The following is a 17087-nucleotide window of genomic DNA, read 5'->3' on the forward strand; positions in this document are numbered from 1 at the left end:
ACATCTTATGGTGCTCGACGCGTTTTGATCTATGTTAGCCTAAGTCTGCATTCATGCACGCAGGTTCGCTATGAGTACGAAGAAGCAGAATACCAAATCGAACCCGGTACGCTCCGCCGAGCCGAGCAAGATCGCGAACCTCATGCTGCAGCGCGAGGGCATCGCGCATCGCGAGAAGGTGGACAGCATCATCCGCGTCCGCGAGGCGCGCGGCAAGTTCATGCCCGAGAACTGGTTCTCGGACCCAGCATGGGACATTCTGCTGCGCTTGTATCAGGCCTATCTCGACGGGCTCGAGCGCACGGTCGGCGATCTGGGGAGCTTTGCGAGCACCTCGCCCGCAACCACCAATCGCTGGCTCGACGTGCTTTCGGGACGCGGCTGGCTCCATCGCCGGCGCGACGAGCGCGACCAGCGTCGCGTGTTCATCTCGCTGACGGAAGAGGGAGCCGAGCATATGCGCGAGTGCATGGAGCAGATGGGCAAGCGGGGCTGACTGTCCGGTGCGGCGCGTCGCGCGCACTGGAGGCTTGCCGATGACCACGCTGCTCCGCCGCCTCGCCCTGGCGTGCCTGGCGCTGACCCTTTGGTCGGCTCCCGCCGCTGCATGCACCGTCTCGACCCCGGCCACCGCGAATATCGGCAGCTATTCGCCCAACGCGATCAAGGCCGGCGCCGTCCCCGTGATCGAGAAGTTCGGCGGGATCAACTGCGCCAACAGCACGATCACGCTGCTGGGCGGCAACACGCTCACTGCGACGATCAGCAACGCCAACAGCTTCAAGCTGACCTCGTCGGGGCAGCCCGATGGCACGTTCCAGCTCTTTCCCAGCGCGACGAACACGACCCCGATGGCCTCGGGCGTCGCGGTCAATTTCCTCAATCCTGCGGTGCTCGACATCCTCGGCCTGCTCGGCGGCAGCCCTAGCAACATCCCGCTCTTCATCAAGCCGTCGAGCACTACCCTGCTTACCCCGGGCACCTATAGCGGCGCGTTCCGGGTCACCTGGGCGTGGAAATTCTGCTCGGGCGTGTGGGTGGGCAGCACCTGCACGCTCGGCACGCTCGACCAGGGCAGCGGCTTTTCGGACATCACCTTCACCATTACGGTCGCGCCCAAGCCGGTGACGGTGGTGACGAGCTCACTCACCACCTCGGACCCGATCGCCGGCACCTCCTTCCCCAAGGCGATCGTCGGCGCCAAGAAGCGCGTGACGGTGGTCGTCACCAATCCCGACATCGTCGCGACCGACCTCAACACGGTCCGCGTCGAGCTGCCCACCCTCGCGGGCACCTCGCTCGCGCTCGAAGGCGATGGCGCCAGCGCCGGGGCACCGATCAAGTTCACCGATGGCACGCCCAGCTCCACCCTCGCCTTCAGCTATACCAATGCCGGCGACGGCGCCGACGATGTCGATTTCTATGCCGACGGCACCGGCTGGGCCTATGTGCCCACCGCCGGCGACCTGGTATCGCAGCGCCTGGTCAAGAAGGTTCGGCTGAAACCGCGCGGCAAGCTGGCCGCAGGCTCGTCCTTCACGGTCACGCTACCCTATCGGGTGGAATAGGCCCCGCGCTAGGCGAGCTTGCAGACGTCCACCCAGCGCTCTGAAACCAGCCCGGCGAGCCGCTCGGGTTCGACTTCCACCGATGCGGTGCGCGATCCCGCCGCGGGGAACACCGTGGCGTATCCCCGCAGCGAGACGTCGCAATAGACCGGCAGCGGCGTCGCCAGCCCGAAGGGGCAGACACCGCCCACCGGATGCCCGGTACGCGCCTCTGCCTCTTCGGCGCCGAGCATGCTCGCCCTGCCGGCGAATTCTGCCTTGGTCTTGGCATTGTCGAGCCGGGCATCGCCGCGGACGACGACGAGCAACACCCGCTCGCCCACCCGCAATGCCAGCGTCTTGGCGATGCGCCCGGGCTCGACCCCGAGCGTCGCCGCCGCCTCGGCGACCGTGGCGGTGCTTGCCGACTGCTCGATCAGGGTGAGATCGGGCGCATGTTCGGCAAGCCAGGCGCGTACCGTCTCTACGGTCAATCCTCGATCCGCTTCTTGAAGGTCTCGGGGAGCAGCAACAGTCCCAGGACGAAGGTGCAGGCCGCGGCCACCACCGGGTACCAGAGGCCGTAATAGATATCCCCCGTCGCCGCGACCATCGCGAAGGCAGTCGCCGGCAGGAAGCCGCCGAACCAGCCATTGCCAATATGATAGGGCAGGCTCATCGAAGTGTAGCGGATGCGGCTCGGGAAGAGCTCGACCAGCATCCCCGCGATCGGGCCGTAGACCATCGTCACCAGCACGACGAGCGCGAACAGGATCGCGATCACCAGCGGCTTGTTGATGCGCGCGTCGTCGGCCTTGGCGGGGTAGCCGGCGTCGGTAAGGGCTGCGCTCAGCCGCTTCGAATAGCTGGCCAGTTCGCCCACCTCGACCCTTTGCGCGCCGATGCTGACCGCACCGTCGCCCTGGGCCTGGCTGCTATACGGAATGCCCGCCTTGGCGAGCGTCGACTTGGCGATATCGCAACCGGTCTTGTCGAACTTGTTCTTGCCGATCGGATCGAACTGGACCGAGCAGGTCGCCGGATCGGCATAGACCAGTACCGGCGCCTTGACCTGCGCCTCCGCCAGCGCCGGATTGGCCGCCTGGGTCAGTGCATGGAACAGCGGGAAATAGGTGATCGACGCCAGCAGGCAGCCCGCCAGGATGATCGGCTTGCGGCCGATCTTGTCGCTCAGCCAGCCGAAGAACACGAAGAACGGCGTGCCCAGCGCCAGCGCGATCGCGATTAGCACGTTCGCGGTCATCCCGTCGACCTTGAGCGTCTTCTCGAGGAAGAACAGCGCGTAGAACTGGCCGGTGTACCAGACCACCGCCTGGCCGACGACCGCGCCGAACAGCGCGATCAGCACGATGCGCAAATTGCCCCAGCGGAGGAACGCCTCGGTCAGCGGCGCCTTGGAGGTGTTGCCGGTCGCCTTCATCCGGGCATAGACCGGGCTTTCGTTGAGCTGCAGCCGCACCCAGAGCGACACCCCGAGCAGCAGCACCGAGGCGAGGAACGGCACGCGCCAGCCCCAGCTCGAGAATGCCGCCTCGCCCAGCGCCGAGCGCGTGCCGATCACCACCAGCAGCGAGGCGAACAGCCCAAGCGTCGCGGTGGTCTGGATCCAGCTCGTATAGAGCCCGCGCTTATGGTTGGGCGCATGCTCGGCGACATAGGTCGCGGCGCCGCCATATTGGCCGCCCAGCGCCAGGCCCTGGAGCACGCGCAACGTCACCAGCAGGATCGGCGCGAACACGCCGGCGGTGGCGAAATTGGGGAGCAGGCCCACCGCGAAGGTCGATCCCCCCATGATGCCCATCGTCACGAGGAACGTATTCTTGCGCCCGACCAGGTCGCCGATCCGCCCGAAGACGAGCGCGCCGAACGGCCGCACCGCGAAGCCGGCGGCAAAGGCGGCGAGCGCGAAGATGAAGGCAGTGGTGTCGTTGACGCCGGCGAAGAACTGCGCCGAGATCGTCGTCGCGAGCAGCCCGTAGAGGTAGAAATCATACCATTCGAACACGGTGCCCAGCGACGATGCCGCGATCACCATCTTCTCTTTGCCGGTGGCTACATGATGTTCGCCCGCGGGCGCCGACGAGGTGTCGGACGTCAGGTCCTGGCTCAAGCGATCTTCCCCTTAATATTGTTAGCGCTAACCGACCACAGTCGTGCTGTGATTGGAACCCCCATCGCTTCGCGTGCTCTGCGGCGCGCCTAGGCCCTTGTTCGGCGATGCGCGTGCGCATTGCAAACAAAGCCAGGCTTGGGCGCGCAAAAGCTGTACTTCACACGCTCGCGCTTGCAGCGTAAACGACAGCCATGTTCGACCGCTTCTTCCTGTCCCACCCGCGCGCCGTTGGCGAAAGCTATGGCGAGCACGCCGCCACCGCCGCGCGATTCGGCTTCACGATGATCGTCGGCGGCGCGGCCTGCGTCGTGCATTCGGTCTTTCCCGCCCTGTTCGCCCGCACGGCGAGCGACGCAGTGAAGCGGCTCTACAGCCAGATGCTCGCCCGCCAGCCTGGCATGGCGACGCGCAGCCCTGCCTATGAACAGCCCGAGTGGCAGATCGAATACGAAATCTGAGCGGGGGGTCGCGAGAATGATCGAGCACGTCGCCATTATCGGCGCGGGCTTTTCGGGCACGTTGCAGGCGATCAACCTGCTCCGCCACGAAGGCCCCCGCGCCACGCTGATCGAGCGCGCGCCGGTGGCGGGCCTCGGCCTCGCCTATGGCGCCGCGCATCCGAGCCATGTGCTCAATGTCCGCGCCGCGAATATGAGCGCCTTTCCCGACGATCCTTCGCACTTCGTCCGCTGGCTTGAAGCGCGGGGCGTGGAGAATGCGCCCGCCGCCTTCATCCCACGCGTCACCTATGGCGAATATCTGCGCGAGCTGCTCGACGCTGCGCTGCTCGAACATCCGGACCGCCTGAAGCTGCTGCGTGACGAAGTCGAGGACCTGGAGTTCGCCGAGAGCGTGACCTTGCGCCTGAAGGGCCGCACGATCACTGCCGACGCCGCCGTGCTGGCAGTGGGCAACCTGCCCCCGCACGATCCGCCCGGCCTCGACCCCGAGAAGCTCTCCGCCACGCGCTACAAGGGCGACCCCTGGGACGCGAGCGTGCCCGAGGGACTGGGGCCGGATGACACCGTCCTTGTCATCGGCACCGGCCTGACGATGATCGACGTCGTCCTCCTGCTCGATGCGCGCGGCTTCAAGGGCAAGATCGTCGCTCTCTCCCGCCGCGGCCTGCTTCCCCGCAGCCATGCGCCCGGCAGCGACTGGCAGAAGCTCGCCGAGCGCCCCGCGTCCACCGCCTCGAAACTGCTCCAGGCGGTACGCGAACGCGGCGAGGCGATCGGCTGGCGCAACGCCGTCGACGAGCTACGCCCCTTCACCCAGGCGATGTGGGGCAATGCCAGCGAGGCCGAGCGCGGCCGCTTCCTGCGCCATCTCCGCCCCTGGTGGGACGTCCACCGCCACCGCCTCGCGCCGGAGGTCCATGCGCGCCTGATGGCGGTGATCGAGCGCGGCCAGCTCGACGTGATCGCCGGCAAGACGCTCGGCTTCACGGAAAAGCCCGACGGGATTGAAGTGACGCTGCGACGTCGCGGCGGCGATACGGTCGAGACGATCAGCGCCCAGCGCATCGTCAACTGCACTGGTCCCCTGGGCGACCTCGCCCGCACCGAGGAGCCCCTGCTCCAGAAGCTCGCCGCGCGCGGGATGATCCGCCCCGACGCGGCGCATCTGGGCATCGATGTCGACAATCAGGGCCAGACGATCGATGCGCTGGGCCGGCCCAACGGCACGCTCTATGCGCTCGGGCCGATGACGCGCGGCGCCTTCTGGGAAATCGTCGCGGTCCCCGACATCCGCACCCAGACCTGGAGCGTCGCGCGCCGCCTGTCGAATGCGCATTGGGTGGGCGGCGAGGGACTTTAATCTAGTCGATCGCAGTCACGAATTTGAGCTGAAAACCGCGCGGCACGTTGATCCGGTATTGAATGCCGTTGGCACCGCCGGCGACGCGCACCCATTGCGCATTGGGCAGCGGGATCCAGCTGCCGCCTGCGTTGGTGGAGACTTCCGCGACCGTCAGCGACGTGCTCTGCGACGGCGAGACATAGAAGCTAGCCATGTTCGAGTTGACCACGCCTTCGAGGAAGCCCTCGACCTGCGGTCCGATCTGGAACTGCCAGTTTGCCGGCGCGTCCACGTTCACGATGTCCATTTCACCCTCCCTTGATCGACGCATGCGTCACGCATTTTCTAACGGAATTGGTCTTGCCTTTGGGCGGCAGTCTGATCGAAATTGGAGGATTGGCCGGGCCATCCGCTCCGAAGTGGCGAGGCCTCGGATAACTAGTATCAATTGACACTAACTGCACTTCGGACTAGCCCGCGCATTCCATTCTCGGAGCGTGCATCCATGACCGATCCTGCAAACCCGCTCGGCCTCAACGGCTTCGAGTTCGTCGAATTCACCTCGCCCGATCCCGAGGCGATGGGCAGGCAGTTCGAGATGCTCGGTTTCGTCCCGACGCACCGCCACCCGACCAAGAACATCACCCGCTACAAGCAGGGCCGCATCAACCTGATGCTCAACCGCGACGAGGCCGGCCGTGTCGCTTCCTTCCGCGGCGAGCACGGTCCCTCGGCCAGCGCGATGGCCTTCCGCGTCTCCGATCCCGCCAAGGCAATGGAATGGGCGCTCGCGCACGGCGCCAAGCGCACCGATGAGGACGACACCGTCATCCAGGGCATCGGCGGCTCCTACCTCTATTTCATCCAGGACGGCATCGACCTCTATGCCGACTGGGCGGCGTTCGACGGCTGGGAAGCCGCCGAAGCAGCCAACAATGTCGGCCTCGACCTGCTCGACCACCTCACCCACAATGTCCGCCGCGGCCAGATGCGGGTGTGGTCGGAGTTCTACAAGACGCTCTTCGGCTTCGAGGAGCAGAAGTATTTCGACATCAAGGGCCAGGTGACCGGCCTGTTCAGCCAGGCGATGATCGCCCCCGACAAGGCGATCCGCATCCCGCTGAACGAGAGCCAGGACGACAAGAGCCAGATCGAGGAGTTCATCCGTGAATATAAGGGCGAAGGCATCCAGCACCTCGCCCTCACCACGCCGGACATCTTCGACACGGTCGAGCGCCTGCGCGCCCGCGGCGTCAAGCTGCAGGACACGATCGAGACCTATTACGAGCTTGTAGACAAGCGCGTGCCCGGGCACGGCGAGGACCTGGAACGTTTGCGCAAGAACCGCATTCTCATCGACGGCAATGTCGGCGACGAGGGCATTCTTCTGCAAATCTTTACCGAGAACATGTTTGGTCCGATTTTCTTCGAGATCATCCAGCGCAAGGGCAATGAAGGCTTCGGCAACGGCAACTTCCAGGCGCTGTTCGAAAGCATCGAGCTGGACCAGATTCGCCGCGGAGTAATTAAGGTTGACGCATAGCCGTCACCCCGGCGAAAGCCGGGGTCTCGTGCCACGGGCCGCTCGCATGCAGCCTGAGATCCCGGCTTCCGCCGGGATGACGAAATTGAGTTTGGAGAGGGGAGCCGGGATCAACCTGGCCCTAAAGCCGCAGAAGGATGAGGGGGCGCCGCAGGGCAGCCCCCTCATCCAACTCCACCGAAAAGCCAATAAGGTCTAGGGAACGGCGCATGCCCGACTATTTCCCCGGTTTCGGCAATCATGTCTCGACGGAAGCGGTGCCCGGCGCGCTCCCGGTCGGCCGCAACTCGCCCCAGAGGCCCGCCTTCGGCCTTTATGCCGAGCAGCTCTCGGGCACCGCCTTCACCGCGCCGCGCCACGAGAACCGCCGCTCCTGGCTCTATCGGCTGCGCCCGAGCGCCGAGCATCCGCCCTTCATCCGCTACGAAGGCGCCGCGCGCTTCGCCCCGGGCACGGTGGACGATCCCCTGCCCCCCAACCGCCTGCGCTGGAACCCCGTCGAGGCGCCCGCCCCCGGCACCGACCTGATCGACGGCATGACCACCATGCTCGCCAACCGCGACCCCGCCGACCTCGAGGGTGTCGCCGTGCATGTCTACGCGGCGAACAAGGACATGGAGACCCGCGTCTTCTTCGACGCGGACGGCGAGCTGCTGTTCATTCCCCAGGCCGGCCGCCTGACGCTCCTCACCGAGCTGGGCAAGATCGACATCGCCCCCGGCCAGGTCGCCCTCGTCCCCCGCGGCGTCCGCTTCCGTGCATTGCTGCCCGATGGCTTGGGCTCCGGCTATGTCGCCGAGAACCATGGCGCGCTGTTCCGGCTGCCCGACCTTGGGCCCATCGGCGCCAACGGCCTCGCCAACCCGCGCGACTTCGAGACCCCCGTCGCCTGGTTCGAGGATCGCGACGAGCGTTTCGAGGTAATCCAGAAGCATCTTGGCTCGCTTTGGACCACGACACTCGACCACAGCCCCCTCGACGTCGTCGCCTGGCATGGCAACTTGGCCCCCTGGCGCTACGATCTCGCCCGGTTCAACACGATGAACAGTGTGAGCTTCGACCACCCCGATCCCTCGATCTTCACCGTCCTGACTTCCCCATCGGATGGGCCCGGACGCGCCAATGCGGACTTCGTGATCTTCCCGCCGCGCTGGATGGTCGCCGAGGACACGTTCCGCCCGCCCTGGTTCCACCGCAACATCATGTCCGAGGCAATGGGCCTGATCACCGGCGCCTATGACGCCAAGGCCGAAGGCTTCGCCCCCGGCGGCCTGTCGCTCCACAATCTCATGGCCGGCCATGGCCCCGACGTGGCCAGCTGGCAGGGCGCGTCGAACGCCGACCTTAAGCCGCACAAGATCGACGGCACGATGGCCTTCATGGTGGAGACCTGCTGGCCGTACAAACCGACGCGCTACGCCCTCGACCGCGCCCAGCCGGATTACGACGCGGCCTGGGAGGGGTTCCCGAAGGCGAAGCTTCCATGAAAGTCCTCCCCGAGCTTGCCTCGGGGAGGGGGATCGCTCGCGAAGCGAGTGGTGGAGGGGCCGGCGCGGAACGCGGCGGTAACCCGCCGCGCCCCTCCACCACCGGCTGCGCCGGCGGTCCCCCTCCCCCAGCGAGCTGGGGGAGGAATTAAGTGGAACGCCTCACCGCCACGCCCCCCAACGTAACCCTCGGCCCGATCGACCTGATCCCCGACGGCACCGCCCGCAACTTCGTCCTCGAGATGCGCGCCGGCCGTTTCCACGGCTTCGTCGTCCGCCAGGGCGAGGCCGTGCGCGGCTATGTCGATCTGTGCGCGCACATGGCGCTGCCGCTCACCAACACGCTCGACGACTATCTCACCCCCGATGGCAGCCATATCCAGTGCAGCTGGCACGGCGCGCTCTACCGGATCGAGGACGGTGTCTGCGTCGGCGGTCCGTGCACCGGCGCGCGGCTCCGCCCCTGGCCGGTGACGGTGGTCGAGGGCAGGATCGTGACCGCCTGATCGCCCTTGCGCCCTCACTCGAAATGCGGGATTAGAAGCGCAAATAGGTCAGCACTACTGACTATCTCGGAGAGAGCCCATGGACCCCAATCTCGACTTCGGCCTCGGCGAAACCGCCGACATGATCCGCGAGACCACGCAGCGCTTCGCCAAGGACCGCATCGAGCCGCTGGCCGCCAGGATCGACGCCGAGGACTGGTTCCCCCGCGACGAGCTGTGGCCGGCGATGGGCGAGCTCGGCCTGCACGGCATCACCGTCGAGGAGGAGTTTGGCGGCCTGGGCCTGGGCTATCTCGAACATGTCGTCGCGCAGGAGGAAGTCGCCCGCGCCTCGGCCTCGATCGGCCTGAGCTACGGCGCGCATTCGAACCTCTGCGTCAACCAGATCCGCCGCTGGGCGAACCCCGAGCAGAAGGCGAAATACCTTCCCAAGCTGATCTCGGGCGAGCATGTCGGCTCGCTCGCCATGTCCGAGGCCGGTGCCGGCTCCGACGTGGTCAGCATGAAGCTGCGCGCCGAGAAGACCGACCGCGGCTATGTGCTGAACGGCACGAAATTCTGGATCACCAACGCAGCTTACGCAGACACCCTCGTAGTCTATGCGAAGACCGGGGAAGGCTCGCGCGGCATCACCACCTTCCTGATCGAGAAGGACATGCCCGGCTTCTCGATCGGCCAGAAGATCGACAAGATGGGCATGCGCGGCTCGCCCACCGCCGAGCTGGTGTTCAACGATTGCGAAGTGCCCGAGGAGCAGGTGATGGGCCCGCTCAACGGCGGCGTCGGCGTGCTGATGAGCGGCCTCGATTATGAGCGCACCGTGCTCGCCGGCATCCAGCTCGGCATCATGCAGGCCTGTCTCGACGTGGTCCTGCCATACATCCGCGAGCGCAAGCAGTTCGGCCAGGCGATCGGCCATTTCCAGCTGATGCAGGCCAAGGTGGCGGACATGTACGTCGCGCTCAACAGCGCTCGCGCCTATGTCTACACGGTGGCGAAGAATTGCGACGCAGGGCGTACCACCCGCTTCGACGCCGCCGGCGCGATCCTGCTCGCGTCGGAGAATGCCGTGAAGGTCTCGCTCGAGGCTATCCAGGCGCTGGGCGGCGCCGGCTATACCAAGGACTGGCCGGTCGAGCGCTTCGCCCGCGACGCCAAGCTTCTGGACATCGGCGCCGGCACCAATGAAATCCGTCGCATGCTGATCGGCCGCGAGCTGATCGGAAACTAATTCCCTCTCCCATTGGGACAGGGAAGGAGCGCGAAGGCGCGGAAGGCTGAGGCTCGAGAGGCAAGATCACCCTCACCCTTCCCACTCGGCTTCGCCTCGCGGGCCCCTTCCCGCTCCCTTGGAAGCGGGGGCAAGCTCTCACCGCCGGCTATATTCCAGCCGCACCATCAGCATCTCCTTGCCGTCGCGCGGCTCGAAATACTCATAGGTGAAGTGATCGGCATCGGCGATGCGCAGCACTTCGCGCACCGGGATCGCCCGCTTGCCCTGCCCCACCGCCATGCTGCCGCGAAACGCATAGACACCCGAGGCATCCCGCCCGCCCTCGGCGACGATCAGCCCGGGGAAGTTCACGTCATCCAGGTGCTGAAATAGCGCCCGGTGGCGTTGTCATAGCCGATATAGCCCAGCCCCTCGAACGGCTTGGCCGGGTCCGGAATGCGCAAGGTCTGGCGCAGCTGGCGGCCGAGCACCACCGCGAAGCTGGCGCTGCCTAGGTCGACCTTGGGCGCGGCGCCAGGGGCGGTCCAGAAGGACTGGCGCACCGACCATTCACCCACCAGGCGGGCAAGCGCTTCGTGCTCGGGATCGGGCGCGGTCTGCGCCTGGGCTGGCGCGAGCATCAGGGCGGCGATCGGCAGGATCAGGGCAATGCGCATTCTCGGCTCCTCGACAGGCCGGAGCATCTGGCAACTGCCCGCGCGCAGGATCAACTACCTCGCAGGTCATTGTTCCAAACCCCGCATCATCCGCTATCGTGCGGGGAGGAGGGTTGGATGGCACCGGCAGCGAAGGAAGACCGCCCCCCGCTCGGCGTGCTGCTGCGCGAATGGCGTGGCGCGCGGCGGATGAGCCAGCTCGACCTCGCGCTCGAAGCGGGGCTGTCCACCCGCCACCTCGGCTTCATCGAGACGGGCAAGTCCCGGCCGAGCCGCGACACCGTCGCCCGCCTTGCCGATGCGCTGCGCGTGCCCTTGCGCGAGCGCAACGCCCTGCTGCTCGCCGCCGGCTATGCCCCCCATCACCCGGAGAGCCCGCTCGCCACCCCGGCGCTCGAGCATATGCGCCAGGCGATCGACCTGATCCTCCAGCATCAGGAGCCCTATCCCGCCTTCGTGCTCAACCGGCATTTCGACGTGCTCGGCGCCAATGAAGCCGCGGTGCGGATCAACACGCTGGTGATGGGCGACAGGCCCAGCGTCCACGCCAATCTGCTCCACCAGATCTTCGACCCCGCCGACTTCCGCCGCGTGATCCTCAACTGGCCCGAAGTCGCCGCGCGCTTCATCCGCCAGCTGCACGAGGAGCTGGTCGCCGCTCCCTTCGACGCACGCGCCCGCGCGCTGCTCGACCAGGTGCTCGCCTATCCCGACGTCCCGCAGGGCTGGCGGGTCCGCGACATCGCCGCCGAGCCCGCCCCGATCGTGACCCTTGCCTTTGCCAGCCCCGAAGGGCCGCTGCGCTTCTTCGAGACGATCACCACCTTCGCCGCCCCGCGCGACGTCACGCTCGACGAGATCCGTATCGACTGCGCCTTCCCTGCCGATGCGCACACCGCCAAGGTCTGCGCGCGGCTGGCCGGGCACGCTACCTGAGCAGCGAACGCGGGACCGCCTCCCCGAGACACGCTCGAGGACCCGACCCTATCACCAGATCTTCACGCGCTTGTCCGGCGCCAGATACAGCTTCTCGCCCGACTGGACGTTAAACGCCGGATACCAGGCGTCCAGGTTGCGCACGGTCAGCGCGCGCCAGCGCCCCGGCGCGTGCGGATCGGTCGCCACTTCGGCGCGCAACGCTTCCTGGCGCTGCTTCTCGCGCCAGCTCTGGGCGAAGGCGAGGAAGAAACGCTGGTCGCCGGTCAGCCCGTTGATCACCGGCGCTTCCTTGCCGTTCAGCGACGCGTGATACGCCTCATAGGCCGCGGTCAGCCCCGCCACATCGGCGATATTCTCGGCCAGCACCTGGTTGCCGTTGAGCTTGAGCCCCGGCAGCACTTCGTAAGCGCTGTACTGCGCCGCCAGTGCCGCGCTCGCCGCCTGGAAGTGCTTAAGGTCCTCGGGCGTCCACCAGTTGCGCAGCTTGCCGGCGCTGTCGAAGCTCGATCCGGTATTGTCGAAGCTGTGGCTGATCTCATGGCCGATCGTCGCGCCGATCGAGCCATAGTTCGACGCCGCATCCGCTGCCGGATCGTAGAAGGGCGCCTGCAGGATCGCCGCCGGGAAGTTGAGCGCGTTCTGCAGCGGCAGGTTGACCGCGTTGACCGTCTGCGGCGTCATCCACCACTCGCCCTTGTCCACCGGCTTGCCGATCTTGGCGAGCTGGTGCCTGGTCTCGGCAAGGTCGGCGCGCAGCAGATTGCCGACGGGATCATCGGCCTTCACTTCGAGCGAACCGTAATTCCGCCAGGTTTCCGGGTACCCGACCCCCACGCGCATCGTCTCGATTTTCTTGCGCGCCTCGGCCTTGGTCGCCTCGTCCATCCAGCTGAGCCCGGAGACGCGCTTGTCGAACGCCGCCTTGATGTTCGCGACCATGTTCTGGATGTCGGCCTTGGACGAGGCCGGGAAATAATCCTTCACATAGAGCTGGCCGACCGCGTCGCCGAGATTGTTGTTCACACTGGCGATGGCGCGCTTGTCGCGCGGGCGCATCACCTGCTGGCCGCGCAGCTGCTTCGAGAAGAAGTCGAAGCTCGCCTGGTCGAACTTGGTCGGCAGCACCGCAGTGACCTGGTTGATCTGGTGGAAGGTCAGCCAGTCCTGCCATGCCTCGATCGGCTCGCCGGCGACCAGCTTGGCCAGCTTCACCGTCGTCTCGGGATGCCAGACGATGAACTCCTGCTGCCCGCCAAGCCCGGCGGCGGCCCAAAAGCCGTCCCAGTCGATCCCCGGCGCCTTGGCGGCGAAGTCCGCCTTCTTCCACCAGTTATCCGCCTTGTGGACGTCCTGGCTGGCGACGATGTCGGTATGCGCGGTGGCGATCTTGGTCTCCAGGTCGAAGACACGCGCCGCGCGGGCGGCGGGATCGCTCATGCCGGCGAGCGTGAAGATCTTGAGCAGATATGCCTTATAGCCCTCGCGCGCCTTCTTCATCTCGTCCGTCGCGGAGAGATAATAGTCGCGGTCTTCCAGCCCCAGCCCGCCCTGCAGCACGTACGGCACCGTCACATCGGGCTTGTCGAGCGCCTGGCTCACCCACAGGCCGAACAGGTTCTCGGTATGGAAATTGGTCGCGTTGAGCGGATCGACATCGACGCGGACATTGCCGCCCAGCGCCTTGGAAAGCGCCGCCCGATCCTTGATCGCCGCGATCGCATCGAGCTGCGGCTTGAGCGGCGTCAGCCCGCGCGCCTCGATGCCGCCCGTGTCGGTGAAGCCCTTGTACCAGGCGGCGATCTGCCCCTGGTCGGTGCCGGCAGCCGCGTTCGCCTTCAGCGCCGCATCGATGATCGCGCGGTTGTTGGCCTCGGCCTTGTTGAACACGTCGAGGAACATGCCCGTCGCGGTGCGGTCCGCCGGGATCCCGGTCTTGGTCCGCCAGCCGCCATTGGCGTATTCCTCGAAATCATCGCCCGGCTTCACCTGCTTGTTCAGGCCGACCAGGTCGACGCCGACGCCGGTGCCTGCCGCCGCTGTGGTGCCGCTGCCTGAACCGGAGGGCGTGCAGGCAGCGGTCGCGAGCAGCGCCGCGACAAGGAGGATATGGGTCTTCAAGGCGACTCTCCTGTGTTGCTGTATGGCTGGGGTGCTACTCCCGCTTCGGGCTTTTCGCCAGCACCTTCCCATGCCAGTCTCCTGGGTGTATCGAGAGGAAAACTAGGACAGGAAGGATGCCCTATCTATGAGCGCCCCGGTGCTCGATTCGAGGGTTGCGGCGGACGCTGAGGATTTCCGCGCCCGCGCCGCACATAACCGCGCCCTGGCGGACAAGCTCCGGGCCGATGTCGCGCAAGCCGCGCTCGGCGGCAGCGAGTCTTCCCGTGCGCGCCACACCGCCCGCGGCAAGCTCCTGCCCCGCGAGCGCGTCGAGCGCCTGCTCGATCCGGGCAGCCCCTTCCTCGAGATCGGCCAGCTCGCTGCCTGCGACATGTACGAAGGCCCAGACGGAACACCGGAAGTCCCCGGCGCCGGCATGATCGCCGGCATCGGCCGCGTCTCGGGCCGCACCGTGATGATCGTCTGCAACGACGCCACGGTGAAGGGCGGCACCTATTATCCGATGACGGTCAAGAAGCACCTCCGCGCCCAGGAGATCGCCGAGCAGAACCGCCTGCCCTGCATCTACCTGGTCGATAGCGGCGGCGCCAACCTGCCCCACCAGGCCGAAGTCTTTCCCGATCGCGATCATTTCGGCCGGATCTTCTTCAACCAGGCCAACATGTCGGCCAAGGGCATCCCGCAGATCGCCTGCGTGATGGGCAGCTGCACCGCCGGGGGCGCCTATGTCCCCGCGATGAGCGACGAGAGCGTGATCGTCCGCGAACAGGGCACGATCTTCCTCGCCGGCCCGCCGCTGGTGAAGGCCGCGACGGGCGAAGTCATCTCCGCAGAAGAGCTGGGCGGCGGCGACCTCCACGCCCGCAAGTCCGGCGTGGTCGATCATCTGGCCGAGAACGACGAGCATGCGCTGACCATCGTCCGCGACATCGTCAGCCACTTGCCCGCCGATCGCACGCCGGACATCGCCCTGCTCGATCCGCGTCCGCCGAGATATGATTCCGAGGAACTCTACGGCATCATCCCCGAAGACGTCCGCGCGCCCTATGACGTGCACGAGGTCATCGCGCGGTTGGTCGACGGCAGCGAGTTCCACGAGTTCAAGGCGCTCTACGGCACCAGCCTGGTCTGCGGCTTCGCGCATATCTGGGGCATGCCGGTCGGCATCATCGCCAATAACGGCATCCTGTTCTCGGAAAGCGCGCAGAAGGGGGCCCATTTCATCGAGCTCGCCTGCCAGCGCCGTATCCCGCTGCTGTTCCTCCAGAACATCTCGGGCTTCATGGTCGGCGGCAAGTATGAGGCCGAGGGCATCGCCAAGCACGGCGCGAAGCTGGTCACCGCCGTTGCCACCGCGACCGTTCCCAAGCTTACCGTGCTGATCGGCGGCAGCTTCGGCGCAGGCAATTATGGCATGTGCGGCCGGGCCTATTCGCCGCGCTTCCTGTTCAGCTGGCCCAACAGCCGGATCTCGGTAATGGGCGGCGAACAGGCGGCTTCCGTCCTGGCTACCGTGCATCGTGACGCCGAGAAATGGACGCCGGCGGAAGCCGAAGCCTTCAAGGCTCCGATCCGCCAGCGCTACGAGGACGAAGGCAACCCCTGGCACGCCACCGCCCGGCTATGGGACGACGGCATCATAGACCCGGCCCAGACCCGCGACGTCCTCGGCCTGGCCCTGGCGGCAACGCTCAACGCCCCGATCCCCGAGCGCCCGGCGTTCGGCGTGTTCCGGATGTGATGGCCGCGTCGGTACTGCCTCCAATTCCTCCCCGGAACGGGGAGGGGGACCGCGCGGCGAAGCCGCGTGGTGGAGGGGGCCCACGCCAGCCCAAGATCCTGCGCGCCCCCTTCAAGGACGTGCGGAAGGCCCGCGCGGACCGGAAGAAGATGTCGCTTCCAGAAGCATTGCTCTGGCAACAGCTCCGCAAGGAACCCGGTGGCTTCCTGTTCCGTCGCCAGAACCCGCAAATCGGTTACCGTCTCGATTTCGCGTGCCTCAAGGCGCGCCTCGCCATCGAAGTGGATGGCGAATATCACGGTCGTGGTGACCGACCGCAACGAGATGCCATCCGGGATCAGCGTCTGGCAGAAATCGGCTTCCACACGCTCCGCATCCCGGCGACCGAAATCCTGAAAGACCTCGATGACGTCATCACCGGCATCGTCCATGCCTGCCGCGCGCGGGCCCCCTCCACCACCGGCCTCGCGGCCGGCGGTCCCCCTCCCCGTTCCGGGGAGGAATTGTAAGGAAAGCCCATGCGCAATCTCCTTCTGCCCCTCGCCCTCCTCACCCCCCTCCCCGCCCTCGCGCAAACCACCACCGCTCCCAAGCTCCCGCCCGCCAACCCGCTCCCCTACGAGGACGCCGAAGCCGCCGCAGTGCTTGCCCCGATCAATGCGATGTTCGCCGGTCTCACCGCGCGGGACGCCGCCGCGATCCTCGCCCAGACGCGGCCCGAAGGCGGCGGCACCGTCGCGATCGAGCAGGTCGATGGCGCGCGCACGCTACGCCATCTGAGCTGGGACGAGTTCACCGCGGGCATCAAGCCCGGTCCGGAGAAGATGGAAGAGCGCCTGACCATGCCCGCCATCGAAGTCGACGGCGACATCGCGATGGTCTGGTCGCCCTATGTCTTCCTGATCGACGGCAAGGTGCAGCATTGCGGCGTCGATCATTTCGACCTCGTCCGTGAAAAGGGCGCGTGGAAGGTCCTCAGCGTCACCTGGACCCAGCGCAAGACGGGCTGCCCCACCCAATGAGCCGCGACACGCTCTTCCTGCTCGACACCGAATGGGCCGACCCCGCCTATGGCGGCGAGCGGACCTTCTACTGCAAGGAATGCATGATCGTGGAGGGCCTGCTCGCCACCTTCCCAGAGCGCGCCGCCAATATCGATATCGTCCGCGTCCCCTGGCCCCGCCCGCGCGCTGCAGTGATCGAAGCGCTCGGCGCGGAAAACCAGAACCTGCCGGCGCTCATCTGGAACGGTGGCTTCGCCAACGAGATCGAGGCCCTGCTCGCCGCCCTCGCCACCCGCCACGGTTTTCCGGAGCGCCACCCATGAGCACTGGCAATGTAGGATTTTCCATGCTGGAACGCGTCTCGGGAGCCCT

General features: G+C 66.5%; 19 protein-coding genes. 13 read left to right on the plus strand and 6 right to left on the minus strand.

The genetic code is table 11. The features are described 5' to 3' along the window. The first annotated feature begins 70 nt into the window (after nucleotides 1–70). Nucleotides 71–496, plus strand: coding sequence for a MarR family transcriptional regulator (locus tag AC1RPL_RS02610; protein ID WP_493067695.1), 426 nt, complete (start codon nucleotides 71–73; stop codon nucleotides 494–496). A gap of 40 nt (nucleotides 497–536) precedes the next feature. Further along, nucleotides 537–1568, plus strand: coding sequence for a spore coat protein U domain-containing protein (locus AC1RPL_RS02615; protein ID WP_493067696.1), 1032 nt, complete (start codon nucleotides 537–539; stop codon nucleotides 1566–1568). 8 nt (nucleotides 1569–1576) lie between these two features. Here the strand turns inward: AC1RPL_RS02615 and AC1RPL_RS02620 are convergent, their stop codons facing one another. Together AC1RPL_RS02620 and AC1RPL_RS02625 are read right to left on the minus strand one after the other, a co-directional pair. After that, complete coding sequence (locus AC1RPL_RS02620; protein ID WP_493067697.1) at nucleotides 1577–2041, minus strand: YbaK/EbsC family protein; 465 nt, start codon at nucleotides 2039–2041, stop codon at nucleotides 1577–1579. Beyond that, nucleotides 2038–3603 carry an MFS transporter gene (locus tag AC1RPL_RS02625; RefSeq protein WP_493069069.1) on the minus strand — a complete coding sequence of 522 codons (1566 nt, stop codon included), beginning with the start codon at nucleotides 3601–3603 and terminating at the stop codon, nucleotides 2038–2040. Before AC1RPL_RS02625 ends, AC1RPL_RS02620 begins: the two co-directional genes overlap by 4 nt. Nucleotides 3604–3872: 269 nt before the next feature. On the opposite strand from AC1RPL_RS02625, the gene AC1RPL_RS02630 reads away from it, so the two are divergent. Further along, nucleotides 3873–4139 (plus strand): DUF6356 family protein, encoded by a 267-nt coding sequence (locus tag AC1RPL_RS02630; protein ID WP_493067698.1) that lies wholly within the window; start codon nucleotides 3873–3875, stop codon nucleotides 4137–4139. A gap of 16 nt (nucleotides 4140–4155) precedes the next feature. Then, nucleotides 4156–5502 carry an FAD/NAD(P)-binding protein gene (locus tag AC1RPL_RS02635; RefSeq protein WP_493067699.1) on the plus strand — a complete coding sequence of 449 codons (1347 nt, stop codon included), beginning with the start codon at nucleotides 4156–4158 and terminating at the stop codon, nucleotides 5500–5502. Between the two features lies 1 nt (nucleotide 5503). Here the strand turns inward: AC1RPL_RS02635 and AC1RPL_RS02640 are convergent, their stop codons facing one another. Further along, nucleotides 5504–5791, minus strand: a complete 288-nt coding sequence (locus AC1RPL_RS02640; RefSeq protein ID WP_493067700.1) for a hypothetical protein — start codon at nucleotides 5789–5791, stop codon at nucleotides 5504–5506. Nucleotides 5792–5989: 198 nt separating this feature from the next. Between AC1RPL_RS02640 and hppD the strand changes: the two genes are divergently transcribed. From hppD to AC1RPL_RS02660, 4 genes are all read left to right on the plus strand, one after another. Beyond that, nucleotides 5990–7027, plus strand: a complete 1038-nt coding sequence (gene hppD, locus AC1RPL_RS02645) for a 4-hydroxyphenylpyruvate dioxygenase (RefSeq protein ID WP_493067701.1) — start codon at nucleotides 5990–5992, stop codon at nucleotides 7025–7027. Between the two features lie 209 nt (nucleotides 7028–7236). Next, entirely contained in the window at nucleotides 7237–8514 is a 1278-nt protein-coding gene (gene hmgA, locus AC1RPL_RS02650) for a homogentisate 1,2-dioxygenase (protein ID WP_493067702.1), read from the plus strand. Between the two features lie 152 nt (nucleotides 8515–8666). Further along, nucleotides 8667–9020, plus strand: a complete 354-nt coding sequence (locus AC1RPL_RS02655) for a Rieske (2Fe-2S) protein (RefSeq protein ID WP_493067703.1) — start codon at nucleotides 8667–8669, stop codon at nucleotides 9018–9020. A gap of 79 nt (nucleotides 9021–9099) precedes the next feature. Further along, nucleotides 9100–10251, plus strand: coding sequence for an isovaleryl-CoA dehydrogenase (locus AC1RPL_RS02660; RefSeq protein ID WP_493067704.1), 1152 nt, complete (start codon nucleotides 9100–9102; stop codon nucleotides 10249–10251). A gap of 138 nt (nucleotides 10252–10389) precedes the next feature. Here AC1RPL_RS02660 and AC1RPL_RS02665 read toward each other — a convergent pair whose 3' ends face one another. Both AC1RPL_RS02665 and AC1RPL_RS02670 read right to left on the minus strand, forming a co-directional pair. Further along, a complete protein-coding gene (locus AC1RPL_RS02665; RefSeq protein WP_493067705.1) occupies nucleotides 10390–10605 on the minus strand; it encodes a hypothetical protein in 216 nt (71 codons plus the stop codon). Further along, a complete protein-coding gene (locus tag AC1RPL_RS02670) occupies nucleotides 10602–10910 on the minus strand; it encodes a DUF1579 family protein (RefSeq protein ID WP_493067706.1) in 309 nt (102 codons plus the stop codon). The genes AC1RPL_RS02665 and AC1RPL_RS02670 overlap by 4 nt, the downstream gene beginning before the upstream one ends. A gap of 117 nt (nucleotides 10911–11027) precedes the next feature. Between AC1RPL_RS02670 and AC1RPL_RS02675 the strand changes: the two genes are divergently transcribed. Further along, nucleotides 11028–11846, plus strand: coding sequence for a helix-turn-helix domain-containing protein (locus AC1RPL_RS02675; protein WP_493067707.1), 819 nt, complete (start codon nucleotides 11028–11030; stop codon nucleotides 11844–11846). A gap of 51 nt (nucleotides 11847–11897) precedes the next feature. On the opposite strand, the gene AC1RPL_RS02680 is transcribed toward AC1RPL_RS02675, so the two are convergent. Continuing rightward, nucleotides 11898–13967, minus strand: a complete 2070-nt coding sequence (locus tag AC1RPL_RS02680; RefSeq protein WP_493067708.1) for a M13 family metallopeptidase — start codon at nucleotides 13965–13967, stop codon at nucleotides 11898–11900. A gap of 127 nt (nucleotides 13968–14094) precedes the next feature. Between AC1RPL_RS02680 and AC1RPL_RS02685 the strand changes: the two genes are divergently transcribed. From AC1RPL_RS02685 to AC1RPL_RS02700, 4 genes are all read left to right on the plus strand, one after another. Beyond that, nucleotides 14095–15711 (plus strand): carboxyl transferase domain-containing protein, encoded by a 1617-nt coding sequence (locus AC1RPL_RS02685; protein WP_493067709.1) that lies wholly within the window; start codon nucleotides 14095–14097, stop codon nucleotides 15709–15711. 149 nt (nucleotides 15712–15860) lie between these two features. Continuing rightward, on the plus strand, nucleotides 15861–16220 hold the full coding sequence (locus tag AC1RPL_RS02690) for an endonuclease domain-containing protein (protein ID WP_493067710.1): 360 nt from the start codon (nucleotides 15861–15863) through the stop codon (nucleotides 16218–16220). A gap of 9 nt (nucleotides 16221–16229) precedes the next feature. After that, a complete protein-coding gene (locus tag AC1RPL_RS02695) occupies nucleotides 16230–16733 on the plus strand; it encodes a nuclear transport factor 2 family protein (protein ID WP_493067711.1) in 504 nt (167 codons plus the stop codon). Continuing rightward, the gene (locus tag AC1RPL_RS02700) at nucleotides 16730–17038 is read left to right on the plus strand and encodes a DUF3088 family protein (RefSeq protein WP_493067712.1); all 309 of its coding nucleotides are present in this window, start codon (nucleotides 16730–16732) and stop codon (nucleotides 17036–17038) included. Before AC1RPL_RS02695 ends, AC1RPL_RS02700 begins: the two co-directional genes overlap by 4 nt. Nucleotides 17039–17087: the final 49 nt, after the last annotated feature.

The organism is Sphingomonas sp. GW821-FHT12D09, assembly GCF_058807215.1.

Coding starts and splice junctions, on each gene's coding strand:
- hmgA (WP_493067702.1), top strand. CDS start 7,237: ATGCCCGACTATTTCCCCGGTTTCGGCAATCATGTCTCGACGGAAGCG.
- hppD (WP_493067701.1), top strand. CDS start 5,990: ATGACCGATCCTGCAAACCCGCTCGGCCTCAACGGCTTCGAGTTCGTC.
- AC1RPL_RS02625 (WP_493069069.1), bottom strand. CDS start 3,603: ATGGTGATCGCGGCATCGTCGCTGGGCACCGTGTTCGAATGGTATGAT.
- AC1RPL_RS02640 (WP_493067700.1), bottom strand. CDS start 5,791: ATGGACATCGTGAACGTGGACGCGCCGGCAAACTGGCAGTTCCAGATC.
- AC1RPL_RS02695 (WP_493067711.1), top strand. CDS start 16,230: ATGCGCAATCTCCTTCTGCCCCTCGCCCTCCTCACCCCCCTCCCCGCC.
- AC1RPL_RS02700 (WP_493067712.1), top strand. CDS start 16,730: ATGAGCCGCGACACGCTCTTCCTGCTCGACACCGAATGGGCCGACCCC.
- AC1RPL_RS02635 (WP_493067699.1), top strand. CDS start 4,156: ATGATCGAGCACGTCGCCATTATCGGCGCGGGCTTTTCGGGCACGTTG.
- AC1RPL_RS02660 (WP_493067704.1), top strand. CDS start 9,100: ATGGACCCCAATCTCGACTTCGGCCTCGGCGAAACCGCCGACATGATC.
- AC1RPL_RS02630 (WP_493067698.1), top strand. CDS start 3,873: ATGTTCGACCGCTTCTTCCTGTCCCACCCGCGCGCCGTTGGCGAAAGC.
- AC1RPL_RS02675 (WP_493067707.1), top strand. CDS start 11,028: ATGGCACCGGCAGCGAAGGAAGACCGCCCCCCGCTCGGCGTGCTGCTG.
- AC1RPL_RS02690 (WP_493067710.1), top strand. CDS start 15,861: ATGTCGCTTCCAGAAGCATTGCTCTGGCAACAGCTCCGCAAGGAACCC.
- AC1RPL_RS02670 (WP_493067706.1), bottom strand. CDS start 10,910: ATGCGCATTGCCCTGATCCTGCCGATCGCCGCCCTGATGCTCGCGCCA.
- AC1RPL_RS02610 (WP_493067695.1), top strand. CDS start 71: ATGAGTACGAAGAAGCAGAATACCAAATCGAACCCGGTACGCTCCGCC.
- AC1RPL_RS02685 (WP_493067709.1), top strand. CDS start 14,095: ATGAGCGCCCCGGTGCTCGATTCGAGGGTTGCGGCGGACGCTGAGGAT.
- AC1RPL_RS02615 (WP_493067696.1), top strand. CDS start 537: ATGACCACGCTGCTCCGCCGCCTCGCCCTGGCGTGCCTGGCGCTGACC.